This is a genomic window from Serinicoccus marinus DSM 15273 (assembly GCF_008386315.1).
Classification (GTDB): Bacteria; Actinomycetota; Actinomycetes; order Actinomycetales; family Dermatophilaceae; genus Ornithinicoccus; species Ornithinicoccus marinus.
Window position 1 is genome coordinate 32450 of record NZ_CP043808.1, and the last position, 25202, is coordinate 57651.

Genomic DNA, 25202 nt, shown 5'->3' on the forward strand with positions numbered 1-25202 from the left:
AGCCTGCCACATCCTGGCGCTGCGCGGGGATCGGGTCCGGGGTGCGCTCACTCCCGCCGGGCGAGCTCGTCGAAGGCGCGCGCGACGACCTCGGCGTAGACGTGCATACCGTCGATGTCGGGGTGCACCCGGTCGCTCTGCAGCACCTCGGGCTGCTCGCTGATCGTGGCGTTCCAGTCTCCGACGACGGCCTGCGGGTAGTCCGCGACGACGGCGCGGAGGGTCTCGTTGGACTCCTCGGTGAAGGAGGCCTGGACGTAGAGGTCCATGACCACGACGTTGCGGTCCGGCCCCAAGGTGTCGAGCACCGAGCGCAGCGCGGCCTCGTCCACCCCGGCGTTGGTGCCGAGGTGCAGGACGACGTTGCCGCGGACCTCGCCGGCCTCCACCCCGGCCGTGACGACCTCCACGGACTCCGCCCATCGCCGGTTGGACTGGGCGAGGTAGCTGGTGTCGGGGAAGCGGTAGCTGAGGCCGTCGGCGCTGGTGACGACCAGCGAGTCACCGATCGCGGTGAGCTCGGACCCCGGGGGCACGAGCAGACCGTCCTCGTCGGGGCGGAAGGTCGACTCCCCCACCTGCACCTCACCGGGTGCGGGTGCCGGGGCGGCGTCGGAGTCCTCGCCGTCCTCGGCGCGCTCGGTCGTGCCCTCGGCGCCGGCGGCCTCCTCGTCGGAGGACTCGCCGTCCGCTGCGGTGGCTCCCGCGGCAGGCATGCTGCCCAGGGTCGCCCCGAGCCCGGCGGCGTCGCGGGCGAGCGAGGTGCCCGACGCGGGTGGCGCGTCAGCCCCGGAGTCGATGCGGGCCTGTGACTCCTCGATCTGGCGCTGGGTCGCCGACTTCTCCGGGGCCGTGACGAGGGCGACCACGGTGCCCACGAGCAGGACCGCGAGCCCCGCGGCGACGAGCCGGGGCGTCCTGCTGCGGTGCCACCCCGTGGTGAACCAGCGGACCGTGTCACCGAGGCTGGCCCGGATGCCGCGTCGGCGCACCGGGACCTCCAGGCAGCGCCACGAGAGCTCGGCCAGCACCAGCGTCAGGAGCAGCGCACCGAGGAGGACGCCGGACCCACGGAGGGTGCCGGCGGCATAGGGCACGAGGGCGCCGGCGATCACCAGCACCGGCCAGTGCCAGAGGTAGATGCCGTAGGAACGTCGACCCAGCCACACCAGGGGCCGCAGGGACATGGCCCGCCGCCACGGCGAGGGCGCCTCGAGCAGGCCGGCGATGAGGACGACGGTGGCGAGCGAGGCGAGCGCGATGCCGCCCCGGAAGGTCAGTGCGGAGTCCTCGCTGCTCCAGCGCACCAGGGCTGCGAGGGTGAGCAGCGCGGCGAGCACCGCCGGGCCCCGCACGCGGCGCCAGCTGCGCGAGCGCAGGCCTGCCCGGTGCGTCGGGTCGGCCCATGCCAGCGCCAGGGCCGCACCTCCCATGAGTCCGACGAGGTGGGTGTCGGTGCCGTAGTAGACGCGGGTCGCGTCCGAGCCCGGCGTGAACAGCGCGGCCATGAGCAGCGTCGAGACCAGACCCGCGGCGGCCACCGCGCCGACCCGTGCCCGGGTGCTGGGGGCGAAGGCGAGCACCACGACCAGCGTGAGCGGCCACAGCAGGTAGAACTGCTCCTCGACCGCCAGGCTCCAGAAGTTGACGAAGAGGATCGGGCTCGTGCTCTGGAAGTAGCTCGCGCCGGCCGCGATCTCCAGCCAGTTGCTGGTGAACGTCAGGGCGCCCGCCGCCTGCCGGACGATCCCGACGAGCAGGTCGCCGCCGACGAGGCGTGCCGCCACGACGCTGACGACGACGACCGCCAGCAGGGGCGGCACCAGGCGGCGGGCCCGTCGGCGCCAGAAGGACAGCAGGTCGACCCGCCCCTGGGCGTCGATCTCCCGGAGCAGCAGGGTGGTGATGAGGAAGCCGCTCACCACGAAGAAGACGTCGACGCCCAGGAAGCCGCCAGGCAGGGCGGCCGGGACGAAGTGGAAGGCCAGCACCGCGATGATGGCCAGCGCCCGCAGCCCGTCGAGGCCGGGGATCTGCCCGGGGCGCGGATCGACGTCACGAGGTCCGCGGCCGCGGCGGCGGGGGCGTCGGGTGCCCGTCGGGGCGGCGAGCAGCGCCTCCGTCGAGGCGCCCTGCACCGTCGTCGACCCGGTGACCGGCGGGCTGCTCGTCGGGAGGCCGCCGGGGTCGACGAACGCCCGCTCACCGCCCGGGGCAGGTGCGGCGGGCGCGTGCTCGGGGTCGCCCTGGGCATACCCCTCGGCGTCGGTGGCACCGTGGCGGTCGAGATCGTCCCGGTCCGGGTGGGAGGCGGGCAGCGACATCTGCCGTGCCACCTCCTTCGTCGACCTGACCTGCTGACCTGAGGGCCGCTGGCGACCAATCTAGGCGCGGCGTCCGCGCTGGTCGGGGAGGTCGACGGTGTGTCGCGAGGTGGTCGCCCGGACGTGACGAGGCGCCCACCCGGTGGGGATGGGCGCCTCGTGGACGTGCTCTCAGACGGAGGCGGGTCGCTCGTCGCCGTCGCCGTCGTCGTCGTTGTCGTTGTCGTTGTGCGGCAGCGTGTCGTGGCTGTGCTCGCGTGCCGACTGGATCTCCTCGGTCGGCGACTCGCCGACGGCCTGCTCCTCCACCGAGCTCGGCGTCTCGGTGCCGAGGTCGTCGATCTGCTCGGTGTCGAGCATGCGCGCCTGACCGTCGTCGCTCATGGTCGTCTCCCCCTCCATGGTGGTGGCCCCGGCCGCCCCGCCCACCGCACCGGTGGTCGTCGCGGTCGCGGCGGTCGCCGAGGGAGTGGACGCGGTCGAGGTGGTGCTGCCGGCCCAGGGGTCGGGTCGGCCGTCCTTGCTCGCCCACGGGTCCGCGGCGGGCTGGCTCTGCTGCTGCGAGAGCCACCACGCCACGCCGGCGCCGACGGCGGCGAGGATCCCCAGGGCGATGAGCTTGCCGCCCTTGCGCCGCGGAGCCTTGGGAGCGCCGGTGACGGTGGCCACGACGCCCTCCTCCTGGGCCAGCAGGCGGTCCTTGCCGGACTGCACCTCGGCGAGCATCTCCTGGATCTTGGGCAGGAACTCGTCGTTGATGAGGTCCCGGACGTGGTCGACGGTCGGGGCCAGCCCGGCGACGCCCTCCTGGGCCCGCGGGACGGCGACGTCGATGCCGTGGTCGACACCGGCCACGGCACGGTCGCGGGTGGTGGCGGCGAGCCCGGCCAGCGCAGCCGCGCCGGCACCGGCCTTCGCGGCGGCGGCCTCACCGAGCGGCCCGGTCTCCCGTGCCCGCTGCCAGGCCTCGGAACCCCGGTCGCGCAGCGCCTCGGCCGCGTGGCCGCCCTGCTCGCGCCACGACTCCGACTGCTTGCGCAGGTTCTTGGCGGTCTTCTTCCCGCGCGCGCGGGTGTCCTTGGCGAGCTCGGCGGCACGCTTCTCCGCCTGGGCTCCCTGCTTCTCGGCGGCCGCCCGGCCGTGCTTGCGGGCCTCACCGGCCGCTGCGCGGGCCTGCTCGGCAGCCTTCGCCGCCGAGGCGCGGTCCTTGCTCGCGGCCTTGAGCGCCTTGGCCCGGGCCTTCTGGGCGTGCCGTCGGCCCGAGGTGTCGTCCTTGGGCGCGGTCGCCTCGGCCAGGGTGGCCAGGACGGCCGCCCCGAGGTTGCGGGCGCCCGACGCGGCGCTGGCGCCCGCCTCGGTGGCGTCCTGCCGGGCACGGCTGGCCTGCGCGGCGGCACGGTCGGCATCGGTCTTGAAGAACACGTGCTGTCCCTCCTGTTGTCGGTCTGGGCCCCATCCTGCCCTGTCCCGCTGACGAACTCCACCTCACCCTGCCTGCGCCACGGCGCGGCGCGGGCGGTATACCGATCGTGCGAAACTGGGAGGCATGAACGTCACGCTGCACACCAACCACGGCGACATCGCGCTGGTGCTCTTCGAGCACGCGGCACCCAAGACGGTCGCCAACTTCACCGGGCTCGCGACGGGCGAGAAGGAGTACTCCGACGACGCCGGGCGCACCAACCCGCAGCCGTTCTTCGACGGGCTCGCCTTCCACCGCATCATCCCGGGCTTCATGATCCAGGGCGGTTGCCCGCTCGGCGAGGGCTTCGGGGGCCCGGGCTACACCTTCGACGACGAGATCAGCCCGGACCACGACTTCACCCAGCCCTACATGCTCGCGATGGCCAACGCCGGCAAGCGCATGGGCAAGGGCACCAACGGCTCCCAGTTCTTCATCACGGTCGAGCCGACCACCTGGCTGCAGGGCAAGCACACGATCTTCGGCGAGGTGGCCGACCAGGCCTCGCGCGACGTCGTCGACGCCATCGCCGCGGTGCCGACCGGGGCCGGCGACAAGCCGGTCGAGCCGGTCGTCATCGAGCGCGTCAGCGTCGAGGGCTGACCAGGCCCGGGGACCCGTGAGCGAGCCCGCTGCCGCGCCGCCCCCGGACGGGACGGGCGGCACCCAGGGTGGGGGCCCGCCGGTGTGCCCACGGCACCCGGACCGGACGAGCTACATCCGGTGCCAGCGCTGCGAGCGGCCCACCTGCCCGGACTGCCAACGGCCGGCCGCGGTCGGCGTGCAGTGCGTGGACTGCGTGCGCGAGGGCTCGCGCGGCGCCCCGGTGGCGCGCACCCGTTTCGGGGCGCCGGCGCAGGCCGGTCGCCCCGTGGTCACCTGGACCCTCCTCGGCCTGTGCGTGCTGGTGTATGTCGGTCAGCTCGCCAACCCTGTCGTCACCCGCGAGCTGGCCTTCGTCGGCGTCCTGGCGGGCGTCGAGCCGTGGCGGCTGCTGACCACCGCCTTCGTGCACTCGCCCTCGAGCCTGCTGCACATCGCGTTCAACATGTACATCCTCTTCGCCTTCGGCCCGATGCTGGAGCAGGCGCTGGGCCGGGCGAAGTTCGCGGTCACCTACGTGCTGTGCGCCCTCGGCGGGTCGGCGGGGGTGCTGCTGCTCGCGAGCCCCGACCCGGGGTGGTACACCGCCGTCGTGGGCGCCTCGGGCGCGATCTTCGGCCTGCTGTTCCTCTACGTCGTCCTGACGCTGCGGCAGGGCACCGTGCCCACGAGCCTGCTCGTCATGATCGGCGTCAACCTGGCGCTGCCCTTCTTCGTCTCGGGGATCGCCTGGCAGGCCCACGTCGGTGGCGCGGTGACGGGCGCCGCGATCGGTGGTCTGCTGGTCCTGACCTCGGCACCCGGGCGCTCGCCGGAGGCGACCCGTCGTCGGGCGCTGACCTGGCCGGCCCTCGCCGGGATGCTGGTGCTGATCCTGCTCCTGGCCGGGGTCCGGCTGTGGCAGGTCATGGGACCGATGGCCTTCGGCTACGCCGCCTGACGTCCCTGGAGACCCGAGTTACACCGGTGTCGTTATCCCCATGCTGGGGACGGGCTGTGGACAACTAGCGCCAGCGGGTGGCCATCGCGAAGCCCACCATGATGAGCCCCATCCCGATGCCGAGGTTCCAGTAGCGGATCGAGGCGATCGGCCACTGCCCCCCGGTCACGTAGAACACGGCCACCCACAGCACGCCGACGATCATCAGCGCGCACATCACCGGCACGAACCAGGAGGGGTTGCCCGGCAGGCTCTGGGTCTGGGGCGTGGTCTGGCTGGTGCGTTCGGCGCGCTTGCGCGCACCTTGTCGGCCGCGAGACTCGGGCACGTCCGTCTCCTTCGTGGTGGGAGTCGTCAGGATATACGCCCGATACGCTGGGCGGTGATGACCGATGACGTGGGCCAGGGGAGCCCGACGGCGCGCCGTGGGCGGGTCGCCGGCGTGACAGCGGTATGCCTGGCCGCCGGGCTGCTCTTCGGCACCAGCGCCTCGTTGGCCCGGGACGGCGGTGGCGCACCGGCGGATCTCGTCGACCTGATCACCGAGCGCGACGAGCAGGTGCGCGACCTGACCCGACGCGCGGAGGACCTGGGCGGCGAGGTGGAGCAGCTGCGCGCGCAGCAGGCCTCGAGCGCCGTGGCCGTCGACGAGAGACGGGCCGACGGGCTGGCGCTGGGCGTGGGGACCGCCGCGGTGACCGGTCCGGCGCTCGGCGTGACCCTCGACGACGCCGGCTACAGCCTGGACACCCTGCCCGAGGGTTACTCCGTCGACGACGTGGTCGTGCACCAGCAGGACCTGCAGGGGGTCGTCAACGCCCTGTGGGCCGGCGGCGCCGAGGCGATCATGGTGCAGGACCAGCGCATCGTGTCGACCAGCGCGGTCCAGTGCGTCGGCAACACCCTCTACCTGCAGGGACGGGTCTACTCCCCGCCCTACACCGTGACCGCCGTGGGCGATCCGGAGGCGATGCGGGCCGCGCTCGGCGCCGATCCGGTGGTGTCCACCTATCGCGACTGGGCCGACGCCGTCGGGCTCGGCTACGAGGTGAAGGACCTCGGGGAGACCGAGCTCCCCGCCTTCGCCGGCACGGTCCGGCCCCAGCACGCCACCGTGACCCAGCGCTGACCGCGGGAGTGGGTGCTGCCGGCGCCTACTCGGTCGGGTCGTCCTGGGTGGGCGGGTCCTCCGACGGTGGGTCGTCCGGAGGCCCGGGCTGCGTGGGCTCGGGGTCGGTGGGGACCGGGGGGATGCTCGAGGTCTCGGTCGGCTCCTCCGTCGGCTCCTCGGTCTCCGTGGGCTCCTCGGTGGGCTCCTGCGTCGGGGTGTTCGTGACAGTCTCGGTGATGACCTCGGTCTCGGTCTGCACCGGCTCGGCGGCGACGACGAGGCCCACGGTGCTGCCCTGCTCCACGGTGTCACCGGCCTCGACCGACTGCTCCAGCACCGTCCCGGCGTCGGCCTCGGCGGTGCGGCGCGTCTCGATCTCCCACTCCAGGGTCTGCTCGTCGAGCAGCAGCACCGCCTCGTTCTGGTCCAGACCCACGACGTCGGGCACCTCGACCTCGCCGCTGGCCACGGTCAGGACGATCTCGTCGCCCGGGTCGATCTCCTCGCCCTCGCCGGGGTCGCTGGAGACGACCTGACCGTCCTCCCAGTCCGGGTCGTCGGTCTGCTCGGACTCACCACGGACGTTGGTGAAGCCCTCCCGCGCGAGCAGGTCCCGGGCGGCCTGCTCCTCCAGCCCCTGCAGCCGTGGGATGGTCTGCGCCTCCGGGCCGGCCGAGACGGTCAGCTCCACCTGGCCGCCGCGCTCCAGCTCCCCGCCGGGCGGGTCCTGCTCGATGACGATGCCGGGCTCCTCGTCGCTGTTGCGCTGCACCGCGTCCTCGGCGACGGTGAAGCCGGCCTGGGTCAGCGTGGTCCGCGCCTGCGCCTCGGTGCTGCCCACGGTGCTCGGCACCACCAGCATCTCCGGACCGTCGTCGCCGTTCGGCCCCATCACCTGCCACAGGACCCAGGCGACGCCCGCCAGCGCCACCGCGGCCAGCGCCCCGAGCAGCAGCGCCGCGCCGGGGTGCCGTCGCTCGCGGACCGGCAGCTCGTCGGTGCGCTCGTAGCGATCGTCGTCCGTCCCGCCGGCCGGGAAGATCCCCGTCGGTTCCTCGGGGTATGCCTGTGGCTCGCGCGCCCCGCCGGCCACCGGGACCGCCTGGGTCGCGGCGGCGGACGAGGCCGCGGCGGAAGCAGCACCGGCCGCGGCCGCACCGCCCAGGCCGAGGACCCGGTCGTAGGTCGCCTGCGCCGGCGCGGAGACCGGCTCGTCGGCCCGGGCGGCGTTGAGGTCGGCCCTGAAGGAGCCCGCGTCCTGGTAGCGGTCCTCGGGCTTCTTCTCCAACGCGTGCAGCGAGATCGCGTCCAGCGCCTCGGGCAGCCGCGACCCGTGCGTCGAGGGCGCCTTCGGTGCCTCGCCGAGGTGCTGGTAGACCAGCGAGACCGGGTCGCCCTGGAAGGGCGTGCGCCCGGCGAGCAGCTCGTAGAGCAGGCAGCCGACGGAGTAGAGGTCGGAGCGGCCGTCGACGTCGAGACCCTGCGCCTGCTCCGGGGAGAGGTAGCGGGCGGTCCCCATGACGGCCTGCGTCTGGGTCATCGTCGCCGCCGTGTCGGCGATGGCGCGGGCGATGCCGAAGTCCATCACCTTGACGGCGCCTGCCCCGGTCACCATGACGTTGGCCGGCTTGATGTCGCGGTGCACGAGGCCGCGGTCGTGGGCATACTCCAGGGCGGAGAGCACGAGCGCGGTGATCCGCGCCGCCTCGTCGGGGTCGAGGGTGCCGTGCTCGTTGAGCAGCTCGCGCAGGGTCTTGCCCTCGACCAGCTCCATGACGATGTAGGGCACCTGGACCGTGGCGCCCCCGGACTCGGTGACCGCCTGCTCGCCGGAGTCGAAGACCCCCACGATCGCGGGGTGCGACAGCCCGGCCGCCGACTGCGCCTCGCGGCGGAAGCGGGACAGGAAGGTGGAGTCGCGGGCGAGGTCGGTGCGCAGCACCTTGATCGCGACCGGTCGCCCGAGACGCAGGTCGTGCCCGAGGTGCACGTCGGCCATACCGCCGCGGCCGATGAGCTCGCCGAGCTCGTAGCGCCCGCCCAGCACCCGGGCCGGCGGCTCCGGCGGCGGGGTGGCCTGCGTGGGGTCGTCCGTCATCGCTGCACTCCTGCCTCCAGCATGGCCCGCGCCACCGGCGCGGCGACCAGACCACCGGTCTCGCCGACCCAGTTGTCGGTCGCGGACTCCACGACGACGGCGACCGCGATCTGCGGGTCGTCGGCGGGCGCGAAGCCGGTGAACCACGCGTGCGCGGCGCCGCTCTCGCCGAACTCCGCGGTGCCGGTCTTGCCCGCCACCTCGATGTCCGGCAGCGCCGCCGACTGCCCCGAGCCGCGTTCGACGACCTGGGTCATCATCTCGGTGAGCTGCTCCGCCGACTCCTGGGAGACGGCGCGCGAGCGCGTCCTCGGCTCGTTGCGCTCGATGACCTCGAGGTCGGAGCCGCGGACCTCCTCCACCAGGTAGGGCGTCATCGTCACCCCGCCGTTGGCGATGGCCGCAGAGATCATCGCCACCTGCAGCGGGGTCTCGCGGACCTCGAACTGGCCGATGCCGGTCAGGGCGAGCTGGGCGTCGTCCATCTCGTCCGGGTAGATCGAGGGGGTCACGCTCATCGGCACCTCCAGCGGCTGGCCGAAGCCGAAGGCCTCGGCCTGCTCCCGGACGGAGTCGGCACCGAGCTCGCCGGCGAGCCAGGCGAAGGAGGTGTTGCAGGAGACCTGCACCGACTCCGCGAGGGTCGGCCGCCCTCGGGGTCGCAGGCGACGCCGCCGAAGTTGGGCAGCTCGGTCTCGGTGTTCGGGAGGGTATACGTCAACCCGCCCTCGAGCTCGGTGTCCGGGGAGTACTCCCCCGACTCCAGCGCCGCCGCCGCGAGGACGAGCTTGAAGGTCGACCCGGGCGGGTAGAGGTCGCCGCCGATCGCGCGGTTGACCAGCGGCTCGGCCGGGTCCTCGTTGAGGGACGTGTAGGCCTCGTCCACGGCGGCCAGCTGGTGGCTCGCCAGGGCGTTGGGGTCGTAGCTGGGCCGGCTGACCATGGCCAGGATCTCGCCGGTCGCCGGGTCCAGCGCGACGGCGGCGCCCCGCCGGTCGCCCAGGGCCTCCGCCGCGGCCGCCTGGACGTCGGGGTCGATGGTCAGCTCGAGGCTGGCCCCGGAGGCGGGCGTGCCGGTGACGACGTCGGAGAGGCGCTGGTAGAACAGGCTGTCGTCGGTGCCGGCGAGCACCGGGTCCTCGGCCCGCTCCAGCCCGAGACCGGCGCCGTAGGTGAAGGAGTAGTAGCCGGTGACGTGGGCATACCGCTGCGCCTGGTCGTACTGCCGCAGCCACTCCAGCTCGTCGTCGGTCGGCTCGGAGGTCGCGATCGGGGTGCCGTCCACGAGGATGGCGCCGCGGTCCCGGCTGTAGTTGTCGATGAGGGTGCGGCGGTTGCCGGGGCGCTCGCGCAGGTCCTCCGCCTGGACGAACTGGATCCACGTCGTGGAGATCAGCAGGGCGGTGAACATGGCGAAGACGACCAGGGCCAGCCGGCGGATGGGGGTGTTCATGCGCTCGCCCCCTCGCGCTCGGCCTCGTCGATGCTCGGGTCCTGCCGCCGCTCGGAGATGGGGCGGCGGGCGTGGTCGCTGATCCGCAGCAGCAGCGCCACGATGATCCAGTTGGCGAGCAGCGAGGAGCCGCCCGCCGACAGGAAGGGCGTGGTGAGACCGGTCAGCGGGATGACCCGGGTGATGCCGCCGACGATGACGAAGACCTGGAGCGCCACGGTGAAGGACAGGCCGACGGCCAGCAGCTTGCCGAAGCCGTCGCGGGAGCCGATGGCCGTCCGCAGACCGCGCTCGACGAGCAGGGCGTAGAGCAGGAGCAGCGCGAAGAGCCCGATCATGCCCAGCTCCTCGCCGAAGCTGGCGACGATGTAGTCGCTGTTGGCGTAGTAGGTGATGTAGGGGAAGCCGCCGCCCAGCCCGGAGCCGAAGATGCCGCCGTGCGCCAGGCCCATCAGCCCCTTGGCGACCTGATCGGACTGCTCGGCGGCGAAGGGGTCCAGCCACAGCGTGACGCGGGCCTGGACGTGGTCGAAGAGCCGCCAGGCGAGCACGCAGCCCGAGGCGAAGAGCGCCAGCCCGATGACGATCCAGCTGGTGCGCTCGGTCGCGACGTAGAGCATGGCGACGAAGAGCCCGAAGAAGAGCAGCGAGGAGCCCAGGTCGCGCTGCAGCACCAGGATGAGCACCGACAGCGTCCAGATGACCAGGATCGGGCCCAGGTCGCGGGCCCGGGGCAGCTGCAGGCCCAGGACGCGGCGCCCGACGAGGGACAGCGCGTCCCGGGTCGAGACGAGGTAGCCGGCGAAGAAGACGGCGACCGCGATCTTGGCCAGCTCGCCCGGCTGGAAGCTGAACGGCCCGATGCGGATCCACAGGCGTGAGCCGTTCACCGTCTCCCCGATGACCGGCAGCATCGGCAGGAGCAGCAGCACGAAGCCGAGCGCCATGGCGATGTAGGTGTAGCGCCGCAGCACCCGGTGGTCGGGCAGCAGCACGAGCACGGCCGCCGCGATCACCATCGCCAGCCCGGTCCACAGCAGCTGCCGGCTCGCCACGCCGTCGGTGCCCCCGGCCGTCTCCACGAGGTCGATCCGGTGGATCATCACCAGACCCAGGCCGTTGAGCAGGGTCGCGAGCGGGAGGAGGAGCGGGTCGGCATACCGGGCCCGGGCGCGCAGCACCGCGTGCAGGCCGAGGGCGAGCACGCCGAAGATACCGACGTGCAGCCACACGTCGGTGGGCAGCGCGCCCTCGGCGGTGAGGTTGACGGTGACGTAGGCGAGGGTGACGACGCCGACGGCCAGCACGAGGAGCAGCAGCTCGATGGTGCGGCCGCTGCGGACCTCGAGGCTGGTGACGGTGGAAGGGGTGGGAGTCGTGGCGCTCACGGGCATCCCTCCGGCCACACGACCGTCGCGGTCGGCCCAGTGTCCTCCGAGCCCGTCGGAGCCGCGGTGGCGGTGCTGGTCTCGGTGCCCCCGAGGGCGCTCCCGCCCAGCTCGAGGGAGTCCCGCAGCAGCTCCCGGGCCGGTCCCGACGCCGCCGCGGAGCGCTGGGCGTCGGCGAGGCTGTCGGCGGTGACGGTGTCCATGTCGTCCGGGATCTCGGTGCCCTGCGACCCGTCGGGCAGGAGCACGGTGGGCACGCAGGCGGCTGCTGTGAGCGCCCGCAGGTCGGCGACGATGCGCTCGGCGTCGTCCTGCCCGTCCGCGGACAGGGTGCCCTGCACCCGGCGCTGGTAGTAGTAGGGCAGCTCCTCGACGGGCAGGTCGGTCTGCTGCTCGGCCGTGGACAGGCTCACCGGCCCGAGGTCCTGGGAGATGCCGCGGTAGATCGTGACCATGCCGTCCTGCTCGCCCACGTAGTACTGCTGCTGGCTCCAGGTCCACGCCGCCCAGCCCCCGGCGACGAGCACCGCGAGCACGGCGACCGTGATGCCGGCCAACCGCAGCGTCCGGACCCAGGGCCGGCTCTGCTCCTCGGCGAGGACCGGTCCGTCGTCCACGGTGGAGACGCCGGAGGCCTCCCGGGTCAGGGCGGCAGCCTTCTCAGCCGGGCTGAGGTGGCGCAGCGGCCGGTTGCCGCGGCGCTCGCTGGCGGCGCCCACGACCTGCGGCTTGCTCGTGCCCTCGCCCGGGGAGACGGCGTCGGCCACGACGACGGTAACGTTGTCGCGGGTGGAGGCGCGCAGCGCGGTGTGCACGAGCGCGTCGGCGACCTGACCGGGGGTGCGGCCGGGTTCGGCGAGGATCTCGGTGACCACCTCGGTGGAGACGTAGTCGGTCAGCCCGTCGCTGCAGATGAGCACCCGGTCGCCGGAGCGCAGCTCGCGCAGCGACAGGTCGGGGTGGTCCTCGGGGCGGCCGGTGAAGACCCGGGTGACGAGCGAGCGCTGCGGGTGGTGGCGCCTCCTCCTGGCTGATCCGGCCCTCGTCGAGCAGCTTCTGCACGAAGGAGTGGTCGGTGGTGATCTGGGTGAGCCGCCCACCGCGCAGGAGGTATGCCCGGGAGTCGCCGATGTTGGCGACGGCCAGCTTGGTGTCGACCCGGAGCATGGCGATGCAGGTGGTGCCCATGCCGTCGGAGTCGGGGTAGACCTCCATGACGTCGGCGAGCCGGTTGTTGGCCTCCTCCAGCGCGTGCTCGAGGATGTCCAGGGCGTCGTCGGCGCCGTGCGACTCCCCGTCGAGGTGGACCAGCTCGCCGACGACGAGGGAGGAGGCGACGTCGCCCGCGGCGTGCCCGCCCATGCCGTCGCAGAGGACGAGCAGCTCGGGCCCGGCATACGCGGAGTCCTCGTTGCGGGCCTTGCTGCCGAGGCCGATGTTGGTGCGCGCGGCGTAGCGCAGGGCGAGGGCCATGGTCAGCGGCGCAGCTCGAGGACGGTCTGGCCGATCCGGATCTGCGCGCCCGGGTCGAGCTTGGCCCCGGTGCCGATCCGGGCCCCGTCGACCTCGGTGCCGTTGGTGGAGCCGAGGTCGTCGGCGTACCACGCGTCGGAGCCGGGGTAGATCCGCAGGTGGCGGCCGGAGGCGTAGTCGTCGGTGAGGACGAGGGAGCACTCGGGGTTGCGGCCGACGAGGACCCCGGAGTCGTGCAGCGGCACCGACGTGCCCCGGAGCCGTCCCTCGGTCACGACGAGGTGGGTCGGGGTGTTGCGTCGTTGCTTGCGGTCCGAGCGGGACTCCGGCCTGCGGGTCGGGCCGGCGTTGCGGGTGAGCACGCGGGTGCCGTAGAGGTCGCCGCGCAGGGCACCGACCACGGCCACGACGAACGCCCAGAGGAGCACCACCACGCCCAGCCGCAGCAGGTTGAGGGTCAGCTCACCCATCAACCCTCCAGCTGGACCGTGATGTGGGTGCGCCCGAGGGTGATGCGGTCGCCGGTGCGCAGCTGCTCGCTGCCGACCTGCTCGCCGTTGAGGTAGGTGCCGTTGGTGGAGCCGAGGTCGCGCAGGATGACCTGCTGGTGCGGCCCGTCGTGGCTGATCCGGATCTCCGCGTGCTTGCGGGAGGCGCCCGGGTCGTCGACGACGACGGTGCACTCCTCGTCGCGGCCGAGGGTGGTGACGGCAGCCGTCAGCGGCACCTGCCGACCGTCGATGTCCAGCGACGGGCCGCTGCGGCGCCGCGGTCGGGAGGACTCGCGGGGACGCTGGTAGGCCGCCTCCTCGTAGCCGCGGTCGGCGCCGGTCTGCTCGTCACGGGGGCGCTCGCTCTCGGCCCGACGGGCGTCCTGCTCCCGGGCCTGCTCCTCGCGACGGGCGTCCTGCGCCTGCTGGGCCTCGGCGAACTCGCGGGCACCGCCGCGCCCGCCGGAGCCGCGGCGGCCGTCCTTGGCGGCGGGGCGCACCCGGAAGATGCCGGTCTCCAGCTCCTCCCCGGCCACCAGCCGGACCTCGAACGGGCCGGGCGCGACATACCGCTGCGCGTCGGCGTGGTCCTCCGCGGCGGCGACGAGCTCGTCGGTGAGGGCGTGGGAGTAGGAGGAGAGGCGCTCGAAGTCGCTCTCGGCCAGCTCGACGGTAAAGACGTTGGGGACCATGGTGCGGCCGGGGCCGAGGACGGCGGCGCGGTCGTCCATGGCGCCGCGCATGGCGGAGGCGATCTCGACCGGCTGGACCTCGGCCTTGAAGACCTTGGCGAAGGGCTGCTTCACGGCGCGCTCGAGCCGCCGCTCGAGCTTGTCGAAGACACCCACGGCCCTCTCCTGACTGGTGGCACGGTTGATGGCTGGCGCCTCGATGGTAGCCGCCACGGGTGGGAGGACCCTGGAGGCTGGCCCGGCGCCCTGGGCCTGTCGGAGGCCCTGGTGGATTAGGGGTGCAGGTGGCCGCGGTGGTAATCTTGTCCGGCACTCGCGCGAGTGGCGGAATAGGCAGACGCGCACGGTTCAGGTCCGTGTGCCCGCAAGGGCGTGGGGGTTCAACTCCCCCCTCGCGCACCGTGTCCTGTCTCAAGACAGAGGAAACCCCCGGACCCTCGGTCCGGGGGTTTTTCTGTGGATGTGGGTGGGCCGACGCGGGTCAGGGGCGGCTGCAGTGATGTCGGGCGGGGAGGGGTCCGCCCGGGGAGCTCAGCCCTCGAGCGGCACGACCTGATGGATGAGATAGCAGGACGTGCCGTCGGAGTCGGCGAGATCTCGTCCGACCGAGAGGTAGCGCGGGTCGCCCTCCGGGGTCATCGCCACGAGGGCATGGTTGCGCGCGCGCACCCCGGCGGCGGTCTCCTCCAGCAGCTCCTCCAGGGTGGGCGCGGTGGCGAGGGCGAGGTCGCTGGGGTCCTCGCCGAGCTGCCGGGCGCCGGTCACCTCACCCTGGGCCACGTCGATCTCGAAGGTACCGACGAAGGCTCGCTCGCCGCAGAGGCTCGTGACCTGATAGCGGTATGCCTCCGGCGCAGCCCATCCCGGCATCTCCCGGCGCGCGTCGGGGACCGGCAGGTGCCACCGGACCGGCCCGGTCTCGCACGCCGGGGTGCCGGCCGCCTCGCCGGTCCCGAGGCAGGCGGCGTCGACGAGGTCCTTGCCGACGGCGTCCGGGCCGAGCTCGAGCTGGATCATCTCGGTGTCGTTGCCGGGGCACTCGCCAGCGTCCACGTGCTCCACCCGGGTGTCGATGACGACCTGGCCCTCCTCGACGACCACCGTGGGTTCCAGGACCCGTCCCGTGACGCCGCTCGCGCAGCCCAGTCTCGTCACGGCCAGGTGCACGACCGCCCCGTCCGCGGCCGGTTCCGGCGCCCGGGTGACGGTCCAGGTGGCAGCGTCACCACCCGCCGTGGTCGAGGGCATACCGCAGGACGCCAGCGCGGCGGTGACGACGACCGAGGACGCGCTCGCAGCCCAGCGTCGCCCGTGGCGTGGTGCGCGTCGACCGACCATGGCAGACACCTCTCTCGAGCAAGACCTCGGTTCGACGGCCTGAGCCTGCCGCGGGTTCCGCCGGCACCGCGATGGAGAACGGCCCGGATCCCTTCACCCGAGCCGGGAGATGACACCGCCCGCTGGGCGCCATGTAGGTGTCGAAGCGGCCAGCCGCCGGGTGAGGTCGCGGATCCGATCATCCATCCAGGCCCAGATCTCGGCGCCGAAGTCGACGCCGGACACCGGCTCGGTGCTGAGCATCACGTGATCGAGCCGTCCCTTGACGGTGCTCACGTCCGAGGGCAGGTCGTCGCGGGCGGAGGTCAGGTCGGAGACCAGGTCCTCCATGGCGCCGATGTCGATGCTGACGAGGGCCATGTCCGGGGCCTACCGCGGGCCCATGCGCTGCCAGCGCACCTGCCAGGCCGTCGAGGTGACGCGCTCGGGCTGGGCGACGATCGCCGCGTCGAGGGCGTCGAGGGCGTCGATGGCCGCCGGCCCCGCGTCGTTGAGCTTGGTCCGGTAGGTGTCGAGCTCGCCGGAGAAGTCCTCACCCATCGGCCCCTCCCAGGCGCCGGAGTCCATGGCGCGACGAGCGGCGGACAGGGCGTCCTCCAGCCGGGCTGCGGGGTCCACGCTGGACGACCGTGCGCTCTCCAGCGCGTCCTTGTAGGTGTTGTTCACCATGACGACCTCGTCGTCACCGGCCATGACCCCTCCTGACGTGGTGTTTCGTCATCGGAGCAGGAGGTTAGCAGCGCGTCTCAGCCCGGCGAGCCGTAGAGCAAGGGCGCGTAGTCGGGGTGACGGTCGATCCACCCCTTGATGAAGGGGCAGATGGCGAGGACCCGGCGGGTGCCCTGATCACGGACGTCGTCCAGGGCGTACCGGGCCAGCGCACTGCCGACGCCTTGCCCCTCGAAGGCACCGTCGACCTCGGTATGCGTGAAGACCACGAGGATGTCGGTCAGCTGGTACTCCGCGAACCCGGCCAGCTCACCGTCGACCCGTGCCTCGTAGCGCGTCTGCTCGTCGTTCCTGGTCACCTGGACGTCGGCCATACCCCAGCCTCTCGCGCCGCGCGGCGCCCGTCCACCGGCCCGGTGATCAGCCCTCGTGCACCACGCGTCCGCCCTGGACCACCATCCGGACGTGCTGCTCCGGGGACGCCAGGACCTGGGCGTCCTCGAGCGGGTTGGCGCGCAGCAGCACGAGGTCGGCCGCCGCCCCCTCGGCCACGACACCGAGGGTGCCCGTCTGCTCCAGGAGCTCGGCACCGACGAGGGTCGCCGACCGCAGGATGTCCTCCGGTGACTGCACCTGCGCGCGGATCCGGAACTCCTCGCTCTGGTGCCGGTGCATCGACCCCAGCAGGTCGGTGCCGAGGGCGATCTTCACCCCGCCACGGCTGGCGAGGTCCAGCGCATGCAGGCCGGCCTCGAGCACGTCGCCCACCTTGGCCTGGCTGGCCGGGGGCAGCCCGGCGTCGGCGCCCTCCTTCTGGAGGTACTCGTAGGTGACGAGGGTCGGCACGAGGAAGGCGTCGTGCTCACGGAACAGCTCGACGCTGGAGGCGTCGATGAGGTTGCCGTGCTCGATGCAGCGCAGACCCAGCTCCAGCCCGCGGTTGACCGCCCGTGCGGTGTAGGCGTGCCCGGTGACGTAGCGGTTGGCGTTGGTGGCCTCCTCCACGACCGCCTCGATCTCGTCGACCGAGAACTGCAGCGAGTCCACCCGGTCCGTCGGGGAGGCCACGCCCCCGGAGAGCATGAGCTTGACGTGGTGGGCGCCGGTGCGCAGCTGATCGCGGGAGGCGCGGCGCACCGCTTCGACCCCGTCGCAGACCCGCGGCCGTCGTCATCACCTTCCTCGCGATCGGCGGTGGCCTGAAGTCGGTCGCGTGGAGCGACTTCATCTCGGCGTTGGTCATCGTGGCCAGCCTGTTCGTGGGCTGCCGCTGGTCCTGGGCGGTGAGATCGGCGGCTGGAGCTCCTTCTGGGAGGGTTTGCCGCAGACCCACACGACGCTCTCGGGCGGGCTGCCCGTGCTCGCGCTGCTCGGCTACTTCCTCCCGCTCTTCCTGCTCATCTTGGCCGACCAGAACATGTACCAGCGGCTGGGGGCCGCCCGCTCGGAGGAGGAGGCGCGGCAGTCGACCGCCGGGTTCTTCCTCTCCAGCTTCCTCGTCACCGTGCCGGTGGCCCTGCTCGGCTCCGCAGCGGTGGTGCTCCTGCCCGACATCCAGCCGGACACCGCGATCCTGTCGCTGGCCGGCGAGGGCTACCTGCCGGTCGTCGTGGGCGGACTCCTCCTGGGTGGGGCGCTCGCCTTCATCATCACGACCGGCTCCTCCTTCCTGCTCTCCGGTGCCGGCAACGTGGTCTACGACGCCGTGCAGCGGATGATGGGCGTCGAGCTGGACGAGCAGGGCCGGTTGCGCGTCCACCGGCTCGCCGTCCTGGGGATCGCGGTCGTCGCCTACGTGCTCGGCCGCTTCTTCCCGACGGTGCTGGAGCTGCAGCTCTACTCCTACACCGTCTATGGCGTCGCCATCGCCCCGCCCGTGCTCGCCATCTTCTTCTGGTCACGCGCCACGCGGTGGGGGGCGCTGGCGTCCATGACGGTGGCGGTCGTCCTCACGATCACCTGGGAACAGCTGGGCCGACCCGGGGACGTCCACGCCGTGCTGGTGTCGCTCCCGGTCACCGTGGCGACCCTCATCCTCGTCAGCCTGCTCACCCCCGGCGGGGGCGACCGCCCTACGGACGAGGTGGCCGCGGCGGGGGAGCCCGCATGATGCGGCTGCAGGACTACCGGTCGCTGAGCTTCGACGTCTACGGCACGCTGATCGACTGGGAGGTCGGGCTCGCCACGGTCCTCGCGCCCTGGGCCTCCGAGCAGGGTCTGGATCTCGACGACGAGGCCCTGCTGCGCACGTATGCCGGGCACGAGGCGGCGGTGATGCGCGAGCGACCGCGGGAGGCATACCCACGGGTGCTCGCCGAGGCCTTCCGGCGCACGGGCCGCACGCTCGGGTCCCGCGTCGACGACGACTGGGCACAGCGTCTCGGCGGCTCGGTGCCGGACTGGCCCGCCTTCTCGGACTCCCGCGCCGCGATGGCCAGCCTCGCCGAGTACTTCGACCTGATCATCCTGTCCAACGTGCACCGGGCGGGTTTTGCCGCGAGCAACCGCCAGCTCCGGGCCCGGACCACGGCCGTCGTCACTGCCGAGGACGTCGGCGCCTACAAGCCCGCAGACCCGCACTTCCACGCCCTGGGCAAGGTGCTCGACGACCTGGAGATCCCGGCCGAGGAGCACCTGCACGTCGCGCAGAGCCTCTTCCACGACCACGTCCCGGCAGCGGCGCACGACCTGGACTCGGTATGGATCAACCGTCGCCACGACCGTCCGGGGTGGGGTGCCACCCCGGAGCCGGAGGCGGCGTGGACCTACCTGGCCGAGTACCCCTCGATGGCCGCCTTCGCACAGTCCGTGCAGGCCGACGAGCGCATCTGAGGGATACCCGGCCGCGGGTCAGGCGGCGAGGAAGGCGTCGATCTGGTTGATCGACTCGGTGGCGCCCTGCTCCATGCCCATGTCGAGCACCTGCTGCAGCGCCTCCGCGCTCTCGTAGACCGAGGTGAAGGTGGCGCGGGTGCCGCCGTCGTGCTCCTCGAAGGCTTAGGTGTTGCGGGAGACGGGCATGCGCTCGGCGGGCTGCCAGCTCTCCGCGTCCGCGAAGCGGTCCTCGAAGGCGAAGCGGCGGGGCTCTTCTACCTCGGTCAGCTCCCACATGCCGCCGAACCGCTCGCCCTCCGGGCTCGTCGGCCCTACACGGAGGGCGCGATCGGGCTCTACACCGAGGACGCGCGGGTGCGCTTCGCGGATCTGCGGACCGGTCGATGACCAGGTATACAGCTCTCTAGCGTGAGGGTGAGAGAAGGCAAGACGTCGTGATCGACCGCCGCTGTCGCCGCCGGAGGGGCCGGTCCGGGGCTCAGCCGAGGAAGTCGCTGAGCCCGCTGCTGCGACGCTCCCCGGAGCCGGTGTTCGCGGCATTCTCCGCGGGCTGCACGAGCACGTGCCCCTGGCCGGAGAAGGCCATCTGCACCATCTCACCCGTCCCCCCGCGCAGCATCGAGCCGATCCCGCCGGTGTCGGTGCGGATCTGCATCCGGACCGCCTGGGTCCAGAGCACCACCGCCTGCGCGTCGGCGAAGGTCGGTGTCGAGACGTCCAGCGCGATCGGCTCGCCCTTGGTGGTGATCGCGACATACCCGCTGCCGCGCAGCGAGACGTTGAACAGCCCACCGGCCATCATCCCGCCACGTGCCGACACCCGGTGGATGTCCCAGTCGATCGAGGAGGAGAAGGCGAGCACGTTGGCGCCGTTGACCGACACCATGTCGTCGTCCAGGTAGAGCACCTGGACGTCCGCCGCGTCGTCGGCGAGGAAGAGCTCCCCCTGTCCGCTGCACTCCATGATCGGGACGCCCTCGCCGGTGAGCGAGGACTTCAACATCTTGCTCAGCCCGCCGGAACCCTTGTTGGCGAAGCGGATGTCGCCCTGGTAGGCCACCATCGAGCCGGTCCTCGCCATGACCGGCCCGTAGTCCATCCGCACCTTGAGCATCTTGCTGCTCTGGCGGGTGAACTGGTCCCGCGCCTCGGTCTCCTTGAACTCCTCGAACAGCGATCCGTGGATCGGCATGGTCCTCACCCTTCTCGTCACGGTCCCTGCTGAGTATGGTGCGGGTCGAGGTCGGCGCTCAACCCACGGGAGGTGCGGCGAGGGGCGGTCTCGACGCGCGGTCGCGTGGCCCGGACGCCGTCGACGAGGCGCTGCGGGCGATGCCGCGGGCCCTCATCATCCCTGGCGACCACATCGCTCCTGGTGAGCGCTGCGCCGCACTGAGCGGCCGGCTGTGCTTGGCTGGGCCCATGTCAACGACGACACGGACCCTTCTCGCCACCGCCAGCGCTCTCGCGATGGGCGCCACCCTCGCGGTCACCCCGTCCTCGGCCGCCAGCTCCGCCTACGTCGCCCTCGGCGACAGCTTCTCGGCGGGGACGGGCACCTTCGACCGCACGGACTCGTGCTACCGCTCGCCGCGGGGATATCCCGAGCTCGTCGCCCGGGCGAAGGGCCTGGACCTGGACTACCAGGCGTGCTCCGGGGCGGAGACGGCCGATGTGCTCGCCGACCAGCTCGACACGCTGGGCCCGGGGACCGGCCAGGTCTCCGTGACGATCGGTGGCAACGACGTCGGCTTCGCCGACGTGCTCACCGAGTGCGCCCTCCCCGGGTGGATCAGCGACTGCGACGGGGAGATCGACGACGCGCTCGTCGTCCTGCGGACCGAGCTGCCCGGTCGGCTGGACGAGGTCTACGGCGCCATCGACGACCGGGCTCCGGACGCCACGGTCGCCGTCGCCGGCTACCCGTACCTCTTCAACGGCCGGGACTGCAGCTGGCTGACCTTCTTCTCGCGCGGCGAGATGGCCCGGCTCAACGACGGCACCGCCGAGCTCGACGAGATCATCGCCGACCGCTCCACCGCCTCCGGCTTCACCTACGTCGAGGTGCGGGACGACTTCGCCGGCCACGCCGTCTGCGACACGCAGCCCTGGATCAACAACCTGTCCTTCCCGATCGACGAGTCCTTCCACCCCAACCGTCCGGGCAACCAGGCCTATGCCGCCGCCGTCGCCCCGGCCCTCGTCGGGTCGACGATGCCGGCCGCCCGGATGGCGACGCAGCAGGCCACGCCTGCACCGCCGCCCGACGTGCGGGAGCAGGCGCGGGCGGTGCTGGAGCTGAGGCTGGACAGCAGGGCGCACCTGCGGCAGGCGAAGGAGGCGGGGCTGCGGCCGGGCGAGGTGCGCAGCGCCGTCGCCAAGCTGCGCAGCGGGGACGAGCGGGTCGTGCGGGCCGGGCTGGCGCAGTTGCAGGCCCTCGACGCCCGGGTGGAGCAGGGCTGAGAGGCCGGCCGACCGGGGACATCCCGCCGGGGCGGTCATTCGCCGGACACCCGGGTGATTCGGTGCGGACACCGACCGGGGATCTACCGCCGGGGCCGTCCTTTGCCGGTCGCCCGGTCGTCGGCGTGAAATGCTGGCGGCATGCGCAACGTCCTGGGCACCCCGCTGCGGGAGTGCGGCACCGACCCGGTGACGGGCTTCACCCGGTCCGGGTGCTGCGAGGTCACTCCGCAGGACGTCGGCGTGCACGGGATCTGCGCCGTGGTGACCGAGGAGTTCCTGGCGCACCAGTTCTCGGTCGGCAACGACCTGCTCACACCGCGTCCGAGCTGGGGATTCCCCGGCCTGACGCCGGGGGACCGCTGGTGCGTGGTGGCGCTGCGCTGGCTGCAGTCCCACGAGGAGGGACGGGCGGCCCCGGTGGTGCTCGCCAGCACCCATGAGCAGGTGCTCGAGCTGGTGCCGCTGGAGCTGCTGCGTCGGTATGCCGTCGACGTCCCGGACGACCTCTCGGGGTGGGGCTGAGCCCGCTGACGGCGGGTCGGCGTCCTCAGCCCGGGGTGGTCCCTGCCGCGTCCGGACCCGACCCCGACTCCTCCGGGCCACCGAGCCGGATGCGCTCGTCCTCGGCGGCGCGGCGGCCGACGGACAGCAGGAACAGCCCACCGAGCAGGTCGAGGATCCCGATCACGAGCAGCATGATCGTCAGCACCCCGCTCTCCCCGGAGGCGAGCCGGTTGGCGGCGAAGACGGTGATGGCCACGCCGAGCACGAGGTAGACCCAGCCACGGCGGCGCAGGCTGGAGGGGTCCCGCCGCGCGATCTCGGCCGCCGAGGGCCGGGCGATCCCGGTCTGACCTGCCGTGGCCTCGGCAGGCTCCGCGCCAGGCGCCCCCTCGCGGAAGGTCCCGTCGAAGGGCTCCTCGGTCTGGTGGTCGAAGGGCTGGTAGCCGGTCTCCGCGGCGACGATCCCCACGGCGCGGCGAGCCTCCTCGAGCACCTGTGCACGATCGGGGCCCGAGTCCTCGGAGGGCTCCTCGCCGGGCTCGCGCTCACCCAGGCTCACCGCCGCGGAGCCGTCGAAGAGCTCTACCTGGATGCCGGTCCGGGGCGCCGTCAGCTCGCCGTAGACGTCGCCGCCGGTCTCCTCGGCCACCCAGGTCTCGAGCTCGCCGCTGAGCACCTCGCGCAGCCGGGTCTCGATCCGGCGGAACGTCTCCACGCCCTCGGTGAGCGCCTGCTCGTCGGCCTCCCTGCCGGAGTCCTCGGCGTCTGCGGCGGCGAGCGCGTCCTCCCAGCTCTGCCCCGCATCCCGTGGGCACAGGGTGATGTCGTAGCTCATGACCCCATCTTGCCCGCTCCGGCGCTCGCCCTGAGCACGCCCTCATCGGGAAGGCGCATGAATGCGTCAGCGAAATCATCCGAAATGTCCGCAGCCGCACCTGCGCGGCGCCTCGGCGTCAAATGAGAATGCCCTTTTCCCCTTTGTCCGATCAGGTGCGATGTCCTTGTGCGCCGCGTCCCGACGGCCCTACCGTGATGGTGTCGGAAACATTTCCGTGGCCGACGAGAAAGGACCAGAACCATGGCCACCATGACCGCAATCACCTCGTGCGCCGCGACCGCGTGCGCCTACAACAATGGTGGGTGCAGCGCCGAGGCCGTCACCATCGCCGGTGACTCCGGCGGCGCCTCGTGCGGCACCTTCGTCGAACTGGACGTGCGCGGGGGCCTGCCCGTCGCCGAGGGGCACGTGGGTGCCTGCCAGCGACTGGAGTGCGCGCACAACAAGGACCTCATGTGCACGGCCGAGGCCATCACCGTCGGCGGGGACACCGCCAACTGCCTGAGCTACACCGCCGGCTGACCCAGACCGGTCACCGCGGCCTCGAGCTGATCGAGGTCGCGGACCGGTGCGTCGAAGGGCACGAAGACCGTCCGGGTCCGGTCGGCGTCGATGCGTAGCCACGTGCAGCCGGTCCCGTCGACGTCGGCCAGCACCGTCTCGCCGACATGGGGTCGCACCGACGCCGGGGTGGGGTGTCCCTGGCCGACGACCCCGGCCCGGTCGCCGGCGCAGACCTGCGCCACGACGGCCGCGGGGTCGTCGACCGCCTGGGCGATCTCGTGGCAGAGCCATTCCTGCGACCGGTGCGGGAAGCGGTCCGAGCAGACCAGCTCGGCGAACGCCAGGGGGGTGACCCCTCCCTGGTCGTGCAGGAGCACGCGGTCCAGCGCGAGCAGCGCGACCCGGGCCCCGGCCTCGGCGGCCCACCCGACCTCGGTCGGGAGGAGCCCCAGGGCGGCCAACCGGCCGAGCTCCACGTCCTCCACGAGCCGCAGGTGCGCGAGGGCGTGCACGCTGGCCGTCGAGACCCGCAGCCGAGGGTCGGCGCCGTGCTGGTCGATCCGCAGCCGGACCTCGTGGCAGCCCTCGCCCTCCGCCAGGCAGGCGGTGGGGAGCGCGACGGCCAGGACGTCGGCCGGGGTGAGTCCGTGCGCGAGCACCTGATGCGGTCGTCCCGCGTCCTCGCGGTAGGCCACGACCGTGGCGCGACCGGCGCCGTCGAGCAGCCGCGCGGCCGTCGACCGGGTCGTCGCGGCGCGGGGGTCCAGCTGCGGCCCGACGACCGGTGGGGTGCTCGTCATGAGGTAAGGATAACCTCACCCCTTTAGCACCAGGCAAGCCCCGCGCATACCCCCAGGTCAGGCCGGGTCGTGGGTGAAGCGCACGAGCACGATGCCGTGGTCCGCGGTCCCGTCGGCCTTGTGGTCCTCGGTGTTGAGGTGGTCGTTGTAGATCACGAGCCCGTCGAAGAGCCAGCGCCGCCGGTAGGAGTGGTCGTAGAACTGCTCGGAGACGAGGACGTGGTCCAGCGACTCGCGCAGGTCCTGGTAGACGTGCGTGTAGTAGACGTCGCGGGTGTCGCGGTACTGCTGCAGCGTCTGCGCCGTGTAGAGGGCGATGTCGCCCCCGCCACGTGACTCGCCCACGAGGTAGCGGGGCTGCTCGGTGAGGATGTTGAGGGTGTTGGAGTGCTGCCCGTCGTTGACGTCGCCGAGCACGATCACCGGCGTCACGGTGCCCTTGGTCTCCGCGGTGAGGATCACCCGCAGCGCGGCCGCCTCGGCGGTCCGCCGGATGGTGGACAGCGCCGCCCCGATGGCCGTGGTGTGCGGCTTGTAGCGGTCGCGGTCGGCGTTGTACCACCCCTCCCGCCAGATCTGGGTCGGCGCCTTGGACTTGAAGTGGCAGACGTAGACCGCGGTCGGCGGCTCGTCCTCGCGCGGGGCGATCTCGAACCGGAGCACCGGTCGGGAGAAGCCACGGATGCCCACGTCGATCTGCGGGGTCTGCGGGTCCTCACCGGAGGAGGTCAGCCGCAGGTCGTCGGGGAAGTCCTGGATCCACCGCGCCGAGTCCGGGACGAGCAGGTCCCGCCGCACCAGCGCCCCGCACACGATCCTGGCACCGGTCGCGGGTGCGGCGAGCAGCTCGTAGTCCTCGTCCATCCCGGCCTGGGTGACCACCTCGGCCAGCGCGTCGGCGTGCCACCGCTCCTGCACCCCCAGGACGTCCGGTGCCAGCTCGCGCAGCAGGCGCGCCGACCAGGCGACCTTGGCGGCATACTCCTCGATGCTCCAGCCGTCGGCGTCCTGGTACATCGGGCCGCCGGGCAGGTTCAGGTTGTAGAGGTTGAAGGTCGCGACGGACAGCTCGTCGGCGTTCATCGGTGCGCCTCCTGCGGGTTCGCGGCGGGTATGCCTGTGCTCACCCTCTCAGAGCGGGGCGGCACCACTCGGATACGGACTGGTCACCGGCGGCTCAGGGAGTCCCGGAACCGCGGCGTCCGGACCGGAC

General features: G+C 72.6%; 26 protein-coding genes, 1 tRNA gene and 3 pseudogenes. 9 read left to right on the plus strand and 21 right to left on the minus strand.

From position 1 onward, the window contains the following. Positions 1–47: 47 nt before the first annotated feature. Together FU792_RS00170 and FU792_RS00175 are read right to left on the minus strand one after the other, a co-directional pair. Positions 48–2336, minus strand: coding sequence for an acyltransferase family protein (locus FU792_RS00170; RefSeq protein ID WP_161600168.1), 2289 nt, complete (start codon positions 2334–2336; stop codon positions 48–50). 159 nt (positions 2337–2495) lie between these two features. Beyond that, entirely contained in the window at positions 2496–3746 is a 1251-nt protein-coding gene (locus FU792_RS00175) for a flagellar basal body-associated FliL family protein (RefSeq protein ID WP_022923436.1), read from the minus strand. A gap of 124 nt (positions 3747–3870) precedes the next feature. Between FU792_RS00175 and FU792_RS00180 the strand changes: the two genes are divergently transcribed. Continuing rightward, a complete protein-coding gene (locus FU792_RS00180) occupies positions 3871–4389 on the plus strand; it encodes a peptidylprolyl isomerase (protein ID WP_022923435.1) in 519 nt (172 codons plus the stop codon). 16 nt (positions 4390–4405) lie between these two features. Continuing rightward, complete coding sequence (locus tag FU792_RS00185) at positions 4406–5329, plus strand: rhomboid family intramembrane serine protease (protein ID WP_052327693.1); 924 nt, start codon at positions 4406–4408, stop codon at positions 5327–5329. Positions 5330–5393: 64 nt separating this feature from the next. Here the strand turns inward: FU792_RS00185 and FU792_RS00190 are convergent, their stop codons facing one another. Next, on the minus strand, positions 5394–5657 hold the full coding sequence (locus tag FU792_RS00190; protein ID WP_022923433.1) for a cell division protein CrgA: 264 nt from the start codon (positions 5655–5657) through the stop codon (positions 5394–5396). A gap of 57 nt (positions 5658–5714) precedes the next feature. Here FU792_RS00190 and FU792_RS00195 point away from each other — a divergent pair, with 57 nt between their 5' ends. Next, positions 5715–6458, plus strand: a complete 744-nt coding sequence (locus tag FU792_RS00195; RefSeq protein WP_022923432.1) for a DUF881 domain-containing protein — start codon at positions 5715–5717, stop codon at positions 6456–6458. A 25-nt stretch (positions 6459–6483) separates the two neighbouring features. On the opposite strand, the gene pknB is transcribed toward FU792_RS00195, so the two are convergent. From pknB to FU792_RS00225, 8 genes and pseudogenes are all read right to left on the minus strand, one after another. After that, positions 6484–8538, minus strand: coding sequence for a Stk1 family PASTA domain-containing Ser/Thr kinase (pknB, locus tag FU792_RS00200; RefSeq protein ID WP_022923431.1), 2055 nt, complete (start codon positions 8536–8538; stop codon positions 6484–6486). Continuing rightward, the gene (locus FU792_RS18670) at positions 8535–9167 is read right to left on the minus strand and encodes a penicillin-binding transpeptidase domain-containing protein (RefSeq protein WP_338101134.1); all 633 of its coding nucleotides are present in this window, start codon (positions 9165–9167) and stop codon (positions 8535–8537) included. The genes pknB and FU792_RS18670 overlap by 4 nt, the downstream gene beginning before the upstream one ends. Then, positions 9053–9991, minus strand: a complete 939-nt coding sequence (locus FU792_RS18675; RefSeq protein WP_338101135.1) for a penicillin-binding transpeptidase domain-containing protein — start codon at positions 9989–9991, stop codon at positions 9053–9055. The genes FU792_RS18670 and FU792_RS18675 overlap by 115 nt, the downstream gene beginning before the upstream one ends. Then, a complete protein-coding gene (locus tag FU792_RS00210; protein ID WP_028130736.1) occupies positions 9988–11385 on the minus strand; it encodes an FtsW/RodA/SpoVE family cell cycle protein in 1398 nt (465 codons plus the stop codon). Before FU792_RS00210 ends, FU792_RS18675 begins: the two co-directional genes overlap by 4 nt. Beyond that, positions 11376–12479: a PP2C family protein-serine/threonine phosphatase gene (locus tag FU792_RS00215; RefSeq protein WP_238706109.1), complete on the minus strand. Its 1104-nt coding sequence runs from the start codon at positions 12477–12479 to the stop codon at positions 11376–11378. Before FU792_RS00215 ends, FU792_RS00210 begins: the two co-directional genes overlap by 10 nt. Positions 12480–12504: 25 nt before the next feature. Further along, positions 12505–12852, minus strand: a pseudogene (locus FU792_RS17490) (PP2C family protein-serine/threonine phosphatase); the annotation flags it as partial. A gap of 2 nt (positions 12853–12854) precedes the next feature. Next, positions 12855–13322 (minus strand): FHA domain-containing protein FhaB/FipA, encoded by a 468-nt coding sequence (locus FU792_RS00220; protein ID WP_022923427.1) that lies wholly within the window; start codon positions 13320–13322, stop codon positions 12855–12857. After that, positions 13322–14191, minus strand: a complete 870-nt coding sequence (locus FU792_RS00225; RefSeq protein WP_022923426.1) for an FhaA domain-containing protein — start codon at positions 14189–14191, stop codon at positions 13322–13324. Before FU792_RS00225 ends, FU792_RS00220 begins: the two co-directional genes overlap by 1 nt. A gap of 159 nt (positions 14192–14350) precedes the next feature. Here FU792_RS00225 and FU792_RS00230 point away from each other — a divergent pair. After that, positions 14351–14434 (plus strand) — tRNA-Leu (locus tag FU792_RS00230). A gap of 132 nt (positions 14435–14566) precedes the next feature. Here the strand turns inward: FU792_RS00230 and FU792_RS00235 are convergent. The 5 genes and pseudogenes from FU792_RS00235 to FU792_RS00255 all read right to left on the minus strand — a co-directional run. Next, positions 14567–15373 carry a hypothetical protein gene (locus FU792_RS00235; protein ID WP_022923425.1) on the minus strand — a complete coding sequence of 269 codons (807 nt, stop codon included), beginning with the start codon at positions 15371–15373 and terminating at the stop codon, positions 14567–14569. Between the two features lie 93 nt (positions 15374–15466). Further along, positions 15467–15733, minus strand: coding sequence for a hypothetical protein (locus FU792_RS00240; RefSeq protein WP_022923424.1), 267 nt, complete (start codon positions 15731–15733; stop codon positions 15467–15469). Positions 15734–15742: 9 nt separating this feature from the next. After that, complete coding sequence (locus FU792_RS00245) at positions 15743–16066, minus strand: hypothetical protein (RefSeq protein WP_022923423.1); 324 nt, start codon at positions 16064–16066, stop codon at positions 15743–15745. A gap of 53 nt (positions 16067–16119) precedes the next feature. After that, positions 16120–16416, minus strand: coding sequence for a GNAT family N-acetyltransferase (locus FU792_RS00250; RefSeq protein ID WP_022923422.1), 297 nt, complete (start codon positions 16414–16416; stop codon positions 16120–16122). 46 nt (positions 16417–16462) lie between these two features. Then, a pseudogene (locus FU792_RS00255) lies at positions 16463–17182 on the minus strand (amidohydrolase family protein); the annotation flags it as partial. A gap of 73 nt (positions 17183–17255) precedes the next feature. On the opposite strand from FU792_RS00255, the gene FU792_RS00260 reads away from it, so the two are divergent. After that, positions 17256–18152, plus strand: a complete 897-nt coding sequence (locus FU792_RS00260; RefSeq protein ID WP_149814442.1) for a sodium:solute symporter family protein — start codon at positions 17256–17258, stop codon at positions 18150–18152. Further along, a complete protein-coding gene (locus FU792_RS00265) occupies positions 18149–18874 on the plus strand; it encodes an HAD-IA family hydrolase (protein ID WP_022923419.1) in 726 nt (241 codons plus the stop codon). Before FU792_RS00260 ends, FU792_RS00265 begins: the two co-directional genes overlap by 4 nt. Before the next feature lie 18 nt (positions 18875–18892). Here FU792_RS00265 and FU792_RS19005 read toward each other — a convergent pair. Together FU792_RS19005 and FU792_RS00275 are read right to left on the minus strand one after the other, a co-directional pair. After that, positions 18893–19024 (minus strand): annotated as a pseudogene (locus FU792_RS19005) (SRPBCC family protein); the annotation flags it as partial. A 331-nt stretch (positions 19025–19355) separates the two neighbouring features. Beyond that, positions 19356–20069, minus strand: coding sequence for an AIM24 family protein (locus tag FU792_RS00275; protein WP_022923417.1), 714 nt, complete (start codon positions 20067–20069; stop codon positions 19356–19358). Between the two features lie 230 nt (positions 20070–20299). Between FU792_RS00275 and FU792_RS00280 the strand changes: the two genes are divergently transcribed. Next, entirely contained in the window at positions 20300–21340 is a 1041-nt protein-coding gene (locus FU792_RS00280; protein WP_028130734.1) for an SGNH/GDSL hydrolase family protein, read from the plus strand. Positions 21341–21481: 141 nt separating this feature from the next. Next, a complete protein-coding gene (locus tag FU792_RS00285) occupies positions 21482–21865 on the plus strand; it encodes a DUF2237 family protein (RefSeq protein WP_022923415.1) in 384 nt (127 codons plus the stop codon). Positions 21866–21890: 25 nt separating this feature from the next. Here FU792_RS00285 and FU792_RS00290 read toward each other — a convergent pair whose 3' ends face one another. Continuing rightward, on the minus strand, positions 21891–22682 hold the full coding sequence (locus tag FU792_RS00290) for a hypothetical protein (RefSeq protein WP_022923414.1): 792 nt from the start codon (positions 22680–22682) through the stop codon (positions 21891–21893). Between the two features lie 243 nt (positions 22683–22925). Between FU792_RS00290 and FU792_RS00295 the strand changes: the two genes are divergently transcribed. Next, a complete protein-coding gene (locus tag FU792_RS00295; RefSeq protein ID WP_022923413.1) occupies positions 22926–23207 on the plus strand; it encodes a DUF1540 domain-containing protein in 282 nt (93 codons plus the stop codon). Here the strand turns inward: FU792_RS00295 and FU792_RS00300 are convergent. Both FU792_RS00300 and FU792_RS00305 read right to left on the minus strand, forming a co-directional pair. Next, positions 23192–23989 (minus strand): hypothetical protein, encoded by a 798-nt coding sequence (locus FU792_RS00300; protein ID WP_022923412.1) that lies wholly within the window; start codon positions 23987–23989, stop codon positions 23192–23194. The two genes, FU792_RS00295 and FU792_RS00300, sit on opposite strands and share 16 nt — an antisense overlap. 57 nt (positions 23990–24046) lie before the next feature. Continuing rightward, positions 24047–25072, minus strand: coding sequence for an endonuclease/exonuclease/phosphatase family protein (locus tag FU792_RS00305; RefSeq protein WP_022923411.1), 1026 nt, complete (start codon positions 25070–25072; stop codon positions 24047–24049). Positions 25073–25202: the final 130 nt, after the last annotated feature.